Genomic DNA, 9255 nt, shown 5'->3' with positions numbered 1-9255 from the left:
GAGTACGAGCAGGCGTACCGACAGTACCCGCAGCAACAACAAACGAAGACCGCCTGAACAACCGCAACACTCTACGAAACCCGGGTCAGCTCAGGTCATAGTCCACACCCAGATCATGCCCCGCCGGGCACCCGGCACGGACGACAACAGCACAACCCACAAACCCGGTTCACGCACGAGATCACCGGCCGCCTCCAACGCCTGGCGGGCCCAGGTGGCGAGCGCGGGGTCGATCTCGAGTGTGTGCCGGGCCGGTGACCGCGCTTGGGGTGGTGGTGAGGGTGTGCCCGGGCCCAACCATTGCCTCCGTGGAATACCGCTCGGCTGGAGCCACGGTGTGCCTTCCGCCGTGAGGCGGCCACCCTCACCGACCTTCGAAGCCGCGGCGCCACCCCAGTTCCTTGGGGGCGGCGCCGTTTGCGTGTTTCGGCGGTCTTGCGTGGGTGGCGCGTCGGTGAACGCGCAGGACGCCGTCGGTGCCGGCGTCGCGCCGGCCGGCACCGACGCGCCCGGCCACCCGGCGGCCTCGGGGGAGGGACCACCGGGGATGGAGCGCGGCGACGGGGAGGACGCCGGACCACCACCACGGGCACAACGACCGACCGGGCCCACGGTGACGCGAACTTCCGCGGGGCCGGCCCGGCTGTGACCCGAACGCCGCAACGCCCGTATCCCCCGTCGTCCCGGTCACGTTGAAGGTTTGTCGGTGGGTGCGTGGGGCGGGTGAAGTGCGCGGGCGCGGCGTCGGGTCGTCCTTCCCCGAGGACCCGACGCTCCGCGCCCGCCACGTTTCTGCCCGTCTCCCGGTCCCGTCATGGGTCCCTCGTTCGGGTGAGCTCCGCGGCCGTACGTCGCCCCGGGACGAGTGGGCCCTCGAACGGCCGCCTCGTCTCGCCCGAACCACGCCGGTCCCGACGAATCCCGGCGAGGCGGCCTCATGGGCGCCTGTGGTGGTCCTACGGTGTCGGTGGTTGTCCGTGGGTGTCGACGGCCGGCGGCAACTCCCTCAGGCGTTCGCGGAGTTCGTAGCCTGCTTGCAGGTCCCGGGGCAGTGCCGACGTCAGGCGGTCGAGGCGTTCGCGGGTGGTGGCGCGCAAGTGTTGCGCGGGGATGCGATCGAGGAGGTCGTGGGCGCGTGCGGCGGCATCGCCCGGTGTGGTGGGGGCTTCGGCGAGGGCCTGGACGGCCGTGGCGGCCGCCCAGCCCGGTGACGCGTACGTTGCCGCGGCCAGTGATTCGCGGGCGTGTGCGCCCGCCCGGTCGCCTTCTCGCAGCGCGATGTGGGTCTCGGCGGCGTGCAGGAGGTGCTCGGCGCGATCGAACCCGAACCGCCCCGGAGCCTGCGCCGGGGACGCGTCGAGGGCGTCGTCGGCGTCCGCGAGGGCCCGGCGGGCGTCCTCGGCGCGACCGAGCGCGGCCAGGGACGGCGCGAGCGCCCAGGACGACAACTGCGCGTGCCGCAACGCGGTGCCCGCCAGGCTCAGGCCACGCTCGGCAAGGACGAGCGCGGCCTCGTGGCGCCGGTCGGCACGGGCGACCATGGAGGCCGCGCCGAACGCCCACGCCCGCAGGCCCTCGTTCCCGCAGCGTTCTCCCAACAGGGCGGCGGCGGCCAGGTGTGCCTGGGCGCCGGTGTGGTCAGCGAGGTGGAACGCGAGATTGCCCAACAGCGCCGAGAGCCGGGCCGCGACCGACCGCAGACCCGCCGCCGCGGTGTCGTCCCCGCCGCCGCTCGCGCGTTCGAGCACGGGTGCCAACATGCCGCGCACGCGGTGGATTTCGTCGAAGAGGACCCGGGGTGGGTGGCGGGAGTAGTTGAGCGCGTAGTGGTCCACGGCCGCGTCGGCGAGATCGACGAGCGTCCTCGAGGCGCGTGGGTCGTCGGCGAGGGCGAGGTGGAGGGACTCACGGACGGCGGGCAGTCCGGCGGCGGTGGTCACGTGTTCCACTCCCCAGTGCGTGGTCGCCCACCCGACGTGGGTCTCCCGCGCCCGACCGTACCCGAGCCCGCCCACCGGAACCCTCGTTTCCTCCTTTCCGCACGCGCACCGTGTCGCCAACCCCAACCGGTGCTCGGTGGTGCCGTACGCGCGTGCGAGGACCTGCGCGTACTCCGGTCCGGGCCGGTCGGGTCCGTGTTCGAAACGGCACAGCTGCTCAGCGGAGAGCCCCGGCACGCGCAGCCCGTCGTCGGCGTAGACACGCGCGACGGTGGCCAGGGTCTGCGCGCGCGTCCAGCCCAGTGCCAGGCGCCACCCCTCCAGCGCGGACAGTTCGGGGATGCGTTCCCCGATGGTGTCGGCGATCTCCTCGACCGGCCGGCCCTCGCGTTGACAGCGCGCGCGGATGGTCGCGGCCTCGCGTCGTATCTGTTCACGTCGCGCCCGGGTCGGCCTCGACATCACGCCCCCTCGACGGTGCGTCACCGAACGATAACCGCACCGTAACCCGAACCGGCCGACGCTCGGGAGACATTCACCTCGACCCCACCCGTATTGACACCCGTCCTCAATGCCGGGCGCGTCACCCGCAATGACCGCTCGCGCCGGGCCGACGCACGCTGATACCAACGCCGCGCCAGGCACGACCCGACGCCGAAGGGATCGCCATGAGGACCGTGTACGAACCCGAAACCGAGCCCGCGACCACCGAGACGGCCGAGACCGCCCTGATCCCGCTGTTGTTGGACCTGGCCCGCCCCGCCAACACCGCGATCGACATCCCCGGCCTCCTGGCCCTGGACGAGCACACCCAGGTCTCGTTCCTGGACGGGCGACCGCTGATCGAGGTGCCGGGGATCGAGATGGCGACGAAGTCGACGTTCAGCACCGACGGGAACTCCTCGATCGCCATCGACGAGGGAGCAGACGATCTCTAGCCGACCCCCGACGCGGACCGGCCGGCCCCGGGTGCTCGTTGCCACGGGACCGGTCGACCCGACCGCCGACCTCGTGATCACCGAGCTCAACCGCCGCCGCATCCCGTGCACACGGATCGACCCCGGAGCCTTCCCCCACGACGTCACCCTCGACGCACGCCTCGCGGACGACGGCCTCTGGCACGGCCGGCTCGCCCAAGGCACCCGGCGCATCGCGCTCGAGGACATCCGGGCCGTCTACTGGCGCCGCCCCACCACCACCCGCGCGATCGCCACCCCACCCGGCCCCGACCGCGACTTCGCCGAACGCGAGGCACGCCTGGGCCTGTCCGGCATCCTCGCGGCCCTACCCGACATCACCTGGGTCAACGACCCCGCACGCGCCGCCGCCTGCACCAAACCCGCCCAACTCGCCGCGTTCCGCGCAGCCGGCCTCGACACCCCCGACACGTGGATCGGCAACGCCCCCCTCGCCCACGGCCGCTTCTGCGCCGAGCACGCCCCGGCCATCGGCAAGACCCTGGGACCCATTACCCACACCGACGTCACCGGCACACGCCACGTCATCAACACCACCCGCGTCCCCGACGCCCACGCCGGCCACCCCCGCGTCGCCTCCACCGCACACCTCGTCCAAGCCGAAGTCCAAGAGCGCGCGTTCGAGTACCGCGTCGCCGTCGTGGGAGAGCGCCTTTTCGTCACCGAGATCCACGTGGACGCCCCCTACCTCGACATCCGCGCCGCGCCCGACGAACACACCACCTACCGACCCGGAAGACTCTCCACCGAACTCGCACGGCGCATAGTCTCCGTCACCCGAGGCTTCGGCCTCGCCTTCGCCGCCTGGGACCTCATCGCCACTCGCGACCGCCGCATCCTCGCCCTCGAACTCAACCCCGGTGGCCAATGGGCCTTCACCCCCGACCACCACCACGTCACCAGCGCACTCGCCGACCACCTGGAGCACACCACCAGATGACCACCCACCCACCGACCGACAGGACCCCCGCACCGGCACGGGACACCGACGAGACCCGCCGGCTGCGCCACGCCATGGTCGCGTCGATGATCACCGACGGCATCCGCCCCGAGATCGTGGAAGCGTTCCGCGCCGAGCCGCGACACATCTACGTGCCCCGTTTCGTCCGCCGTGTCGAAGCCACCCCCGGAACGTGGGAGACACGCGTCCACACGCCCGAACACCCCGACTGGGCCCGCGAGGTCTACACCGACCAACTCCTGGTCACGGCGACGATGTTCGGCGACGACGGACCACCCCTGTCGTCCTCAACCGTCCCCTCCCTGATGGCCGCCATGCTCGACGCCCTCGCCGTCGAACCCGGCATGCGCGTGACCGAGATCGGCGCCGGCACCGGCTACAACGCCGGCCTCCTCGCCCGCCTGGCCGGAGACGACAACGTCACCACCCTCGACATCGAACCCGACGTCACCGCCGCCGCCCGGCACGCCCTGTCCGCCGCGGGACACACGCACGTCACCGTCGTCCACACCGACGGCAGCCGACCACCAGGCGCGCCCCGCAGCCTCGATCGCCTCATCGCTACCTGCGGCGTGGACCGCGTCCCGGCTGGCTGGCTCGCCGCCGTCAAACCCGACGGCCGCCTCGTCCTGCCACTTGGCACCGGGATCGCGTGCCTGACCGTCGACGAACACGGCCACGCCGAAGGCCCGTTCCTGGCCACACCCGCCTACTTCATGGGTCTGCGCACCACAGCGGGCAGCAACAACATCCCCTACCCGGGCGATCCGACCGGCCCGCTCGAGCCGTGCGCGATGCCGCTCGACGCGTGGCACGACGACGACCTGCGCTTCCCGATCGGCCTCACCCTGCCCGCGTCCGACCTGGGCCAACGCGACCTCCCCGACGCCCTGACCCTGTGGACCGGCGACGGCTCCGTCACGACCATTCACGCCGACGGCACATGCCGCCAGTCCGGCCCCCGCCGCCTCGCCGACGAACTCGCCGACATCCGAATCGACTTCGAGAAGACCGGCAGACCCAAACGCGAACACCACCGGCTCCGGATCGACCCCCAAGGACGTCACACAGCCTTGTTCACGCCCACGTCGTAACCCGCTACACCGTCGACCCCCCCAAGACTGCCGCCACGCCCTCATCTCGAATGCTCGTTTGACTGTGTGTGGCCGCCGAGTGCGGTCTCGCGGCCCCGCGTACCTGATCACGAACGACCCGGCCCGCGACGCGGGTGTGCGCGGTCGAGGTCGCCCGCCCGGTGATGTACAAGCCCTTGAGCCCGGTCCGGGGCGTGAGCGACTGTGACCCCGTGGCGGTGTATACGGGCGTCGTCGACCCTGCCGCGCTGGACGACCCGACGATCGGGTGATACCTGTCCCTGCTGTACATGCGACCGGAGTCGTCGATGCCCCGCAGGACCGACTTCCGTGGGATGTCTCGTTTCCGGGGCGGAGGGCTCGTTCGTTCGCGACACTGGACGCCCCGGTCAGTGCTTTCGAAGGACGGCAGATGCGTCTCGACCCCCCTCTGACAGCCAAGGGCTACAACGGAACGGTCACGTTCGACGGCGAGTTCGTCACGCTGACCCGCAAGGGGTTCATCGCCCGGAGCACGGTCGGCAAAGGCGAGAAGCGCATGCACATCTCTCAGATCACTGCCGTGCAGTGGAAACAACCGGGCGCGCTCGTCAACGGCTTTATCGAGTTCACCCTGCCGGGCGGTGTCGAACGCCGCTCGCAACTGGGCCGACAGACCCGGGACGCGGTCGGGAACGAGAATGCCGTTGTTGTCACGCGTTCTCAATCCGCCGCTTTCGAGCCCCTTCGCAAGGCGCTCGAAGCCGCCATTGCCGAACAGCATCAGATCACCCCGACGATGCGGCCCGGTGCCGCAGAGCCGGACCTGGCGGCGCAGATTCGCGAGCTCGGCGAACTCCACCGGACCGGAGTGTTGTCGGACGACGAATTCACCGACGCCAAGAGCCGCCTCATCGGCCGGCGCTGACCCGACAGAGGTATTACACGACCGGGCCGCGCTCGTCGCGGGATCGCTCGGAGCCGTGCCCACCATCGGCGAGGGTCTCTTCAGGACATCCTCGCCGGAACCGGCGGCAGGCCGGGACACAGGTTGACGCGACGGCGGCTTCCGGACCCTTGAGGGCGCCTACAGTGGCGTATGACTTCCGCCGCCCAACGCAGAAGCGCCCGTCGCCGCAAGAGTGAACGGCGCCGCGTTCCCCTGGCGAGTGTTCCTCGTGAACTGTTGCCGCGGCCGCTGCGGTTGATCGCGCAGGATCTCGAGCGCCTGCAAGGCTACGTCGGGGAGAGCTCGGACCGTCGTGCTGCCCTGGGTCTCGCCCGTCGGGGGATAGATGCGTCCGTCGAGGATCTCGTCGAACTCACCGACCCGTATGACGCTTTCGACGTTCTCGAATTCGTCCGTCTCCACAACACCGTGTCGAGCCCGGAAACCTTCAAGGAGACAGAGCACGAAGGTAGCCTCGCGGTCATCGAACTGACCGCGCTGATCCTGGCCGCGCGCACGTGTCGTGCGGGCTCTCGTCCCGCAGAGCGCGGGACGAGAGCCGACGCGGCCGCCGTGATCGACCGAGTCCAGACAGCGGCACTGACATGCCTGCAGGCCGGTTCACTGGCGCGAGTACTCACCACCGACAAGGCCGCCGACCCCTTGGCGCCCATCAGACTCGGTGGGGCACTTCGAGAGATCTTCGTGCGTAACGTCGCCTACCCGCACATGGTTGAGGAGACGCTCCAGCAGATCTTTGACGATCCCGACGTGGAACAGGACTGTCGCGACGCCATGGGCGTCACAGTCCCTCAAATCCGATCGGTTTTTGCAGCTGCGCAGCGTCTGCACCAAGAAGCCTGGGAAGAACGCTTCGACGTCGTGCGTGCGATCGCCAGATCGGCCACCGACCCTCAGACCCCGACCCGACCTCTGGACGATGTCCGCGCAGAGGCGACGGATGCGTGGCATCGGACATGGTCGAACCCGTCCGATGCGTCCCGGCTAGAGCCGAATGCGCTTTCCGCGCTATCCGGACTGCCTGCCAACGTGGTCGAAGCCGTGCTGGACCTCTTTACGACGGACCTGGGAAACACGCCCCCGCGCGATGCCGTAGAGAAATTCCTCAAAGGCGAGTCGCCCCTACGGGCCAGACCGATTCTGCGGGACCCATTGGGTGACCGGACGATCGTTCACGACGGTCTCTTGCTGCCGGCGATCCGCGAGAGGGTCGAGGAGGAACTGAAACGAGCCCAGCTCGACGGCAGGTACACCAAGCGGCGTGGCGAGTGCCTGGAATCGGCGGCACTCGAACTCTTGATACCCCACTTGCCGAGAGCGGTCGTCCACCGAGGGCTCAAATACTACGTTCCCGATCCCCAAGCTCTCGTCCCGCAGGCTGCGCCGGCGACCTACACAAAGATCGTCGAGGCCGATGGACTCCTCGTCGTCGACGACGTGGCCATCGTCGTCGAGGCTAAAGCTGGCTCCCTCAGCCCGGGAGCCAGAGCGGGCCGCGCGCGGCATCTGCGCGCCGACCTTCGGAAGATCGTTACCCACGCCGCCGAGCAGGCCGAACGCCTGAGGCAACGCATGACCGAGGACGGAGGGTTGCGCCTTCACGACGAGACGTGGCTCGACTTGAGCGGCGTACGCGAGATTCACACGATCGTGGTGAGCCTGGAAGATCTGACAGGTCTCGTCACGGTGACCGCAGAACTCGTGACTGCAGGGATCCTCACGGTCTCCCAGTTGCCGTGGATTGTCTCGTTGCATGATCTGCGGGTCGTCAGCGAAATCATCGCTCGACCCGCCGAGCTGCTGCTGTACCTTCGCCGTCGCACCGAACCGGACGTCACGCGCAAGTTCCTGGCGGTGGACGAGCTGGACCTGTTCATGCACATGCTGCACTCGGGCCTGTACGTCGAGCCCGATCCTGATCAGGTCGCGCGCGAACTCCCGCAGTTTGCCGCGCCGTCCGTTGCCCAGCGACGGCGACATGCCCGACAGCACCCACAGTTCCTGACCAGCCGCACCGACGCCATCGACGCTTGGTACTCGTATCGGTTGGGAATCCGCGAGACGCCCGCTCCTCGTCCGCAGTTGAACGCGATCCCGGAGATGCTTGCTCTCGTCGAGACGCTTTCGGCTCGCGGTGAGCCGGGTTGGCTCAGCATCGGCACCACGCTACTGGAGGGCTCATACGCAACGCAGAAGCAGTGGGCCTCGTACGGGACCGCAATGGTGGGTGCGACCCTTGGAGACGGGCAGCCGCACAAGTGCACCATTTTTGGAGGGCATCGGGCGAACAACAGCTTCCTGTTGATCTGGGCATCCAGAGCACCCCGCCAATCCAAGACGGGACTCGAACAAGACCTTCGCGCTTACCTTGCGGCGAAAAAGCATCAGATGCAGGCGGCCAGGGCCGCAGTGTTCATCTTCAACGCGAACGGCGAGTGCGAGCGAATGCTGTTCGAGAACTCGCGCCCGGGCCCCAACCAACTTCTCGACGCCGAAGTATCGCGACTGGGACTTGTATCCGCGGCGATGATGAACCACCACCCTTCGTCCATGAGACGCGGCAAGTCCAAGCAGTCCTCGGGCCACAGAACGAAGTCTTGACCAGCTGCACCGATGCGCAACCACACGGCAACCGACCGTGCGAGCTGGACGGATCTTGGCGCGGTTGTGCCGAACCTGTGTCGCGGGCGCGGCGGTTCCCGTGGCGCCTCTCGATTTCCTGTCGTGTTTTCCTGTCCGGTTTCCTTACGAATTCCGAGTCGGGTTGTCGATCGGGCGCCGGGCCTGCCGATGGCGCTGTGCGGCGTTGCGCCACGCCATGGGTAGGGTGCCGGCGGATCTGGGCGTGAGGGCCGCAGGAGGGCGTCCAGCTCGTTGTTGGGGATTCCTGGTGGGTGCCGGGGGTGGGCTCGCGATGGCCGTGGAGGGCCGCTTCGCTGCGCCTGGAGGTCGGTGCCGGTTCGGCCCGTTGGTGCAGTGGTGGGGCCGCGGAGCGGACCGGTTCGGAGTCCCGGTGGGACCTGTCCCTCCTTCCAAATCGTACCCAGGTCGAGTTTTGATGCATGGCCTTGTGCCGTGACGCGACACACCTATATTGGAAGTGGCTGGCCGGTCGTGAAGTCGCCTGTTTCCAACAATGGTTGGCAGGCTGACGGTGCCAAGTCCGCTGGTGTCGTGGGGTATTGGTTTGTTCCACGGGCCGGCGAGCCCGACCTTCCGGTCCGGGGCGCGAACGCAGCCCCGGACGGGACCCCGGCCGTTGCCAGCGCATTTCCCGAGCAATGGCGGTCGTGAGTCGAACACGGTCGGTGCGGTGGCCAATCGCGTAGCGATT

At 69.0% G+C, this 9255-nt stretch carries 6 protein-coding genes; 5 read left to right on the top strand and 1 reads right to left on the bottom strand.

All coding sequences use genetic code 11. The features are described 5' to 3' along the window. Positions 1-956: 956 nt before the first annotated feature. Positions 957-2402, bottom strand: coding sequence for a Twin-arginine translocation pathway signal (locus ACIBSV_RS50450; protein ID WP_395874732.1), 1446 nt, complete (start codon positions 2400-2402; stop codon positions 957-959). Between the two features lie 206 nt (positions 2403-2608). Here ACIBSV_RS50450 and ACIBSV_RS50445 point away from each other — a divergent pair, with 206 nt between their 5' ends. The 5 genes from ACIBSV_RS50445 to ACIBSV_RS50425 all read left to right on the top strand — a co-directional run bounded on the left by ACIBSV_RS50445 (position 2609) and on the right by ACIBSV_RS50425 (position 8522). Continuing rightward, positions 2609-2878, top strand: coding sequence for a hypothetical protein (locus tag ACIBSV_RS50445; protein ID WP_395874730.1), 270 nt, complete (start codon positions 2609-2611; stop codon positions 2876-2878). Between the two features lie 31 nt (positions 2879-2909). After that, positions 2910-3857 carry an MvdC/MvdD family ATP grasp protein gene (locus tag ACIBSV_RS50440; protein ID WP_395874728.1) on the top strand — a complete coding sequence of 316 codons (948 nt, stop codon included), beginning with the start codon at positions 2910-2912 and terminating at the stop codon, positions 3855-3857. Next, the gene (locus tag ACIBSV_RS50435; protein WP_395874726.1) at positions 3854-4972 is read left to right on the top strand and encodes a methyltransferase domain-containing protein; all 1119 of its coding nucleotides are present in this window, start codon (positions 3854-3856) and stop codon (positions 4970-4972) included. Before ACIBSV_RS50440 ends, ACIBSV_RS50435 begins: the two co-directional genes overlap by 4 nt. 412 nt (positions 4973-5384) lie before the next feature. Then, positions 5385-5879, top strand: a complete 495-nt coding sequence (locus ACIBSV_RS50430) for a DUF4429 domain-containing protein (RefSeq protein WP_395874724.1) — start codon at positions 5385-5387, stop codon at positions 5877-5879. A 171-nt stretch (positions 5880-6050) separates the two neighbouring features. Then, positions 6051-8522, top strand: a complete 2472-nt coding sequence (locus ACIBSV_RS50425; RefSeq protein ID WP_395874722.1) for a hypothetical protein — start codon at positions 6051-6053, stop codon at positions 8520-8522. Positions 8523-9255 lie beyond the last annotated feature (733 nt).

Origin of the sequence: Embleya sp. NPDC050154 (assembly GCF_044460165.1) — a bacterium.
Lineage (GTDB): Bacteria > Actinomycetota > Actinomycetes > Streptomycetales > Streptomycetaceae > Embleya.
Note: the sequence above shows the minus strand (reverse complement) of the source record. Positions and strands in the feature narration are given on the sequence as shown.